1 protein-coding gene is annotated in these 238 nt (G+C 63.0%); it reads right to left on the bottom strand.

The genetic code is table 11. The features are described from left to right. On the bottom strand, positions 1–238 hold a 238-nt coding region (locus tag RRF55_RS27810), incomplete at both ends, for a hypothetical protein (RefSeq protein WP_439419271.1).

The following is a 238-nucleotide window of genomic DNA, read 5'->3' as shown; positions in this document are numbered from 1 at the left end:
CAGCTCACGCAGGAAGTGGCTGAAGATGCTCGGCTGCATGGCCAGCATGAACAGCACGCCGAAGGCCGCACCGGCCAGGTGCGCGCTGTGGTTGATGCGGTCGCCGCCACGGCGGTCCATCCAGATGCTGTAGCCGACGTAGAACACCGCATAGATGATCGCCGGGGCCGGAATGAACAGCACCAGGATGATCGACCACGGCTTGATCAGGATGAAGGCGAACAGCACTGCCGAGACC

This window comes from Klebsiella sp. K47 (assembly GCF_051858335.1).
Taxonomy (GTDB): Bacteria; Pseudomonadota; Gammaproteobacteria; order Enterobacterales; family Enterobacteriaceae; genus Klebsiella; species Klebsiella pneumoniae.
Note: the sequence above shows the minus strand (reverse complement) of the source record. Positions and strands in the feature narration are given on the sequence as shown.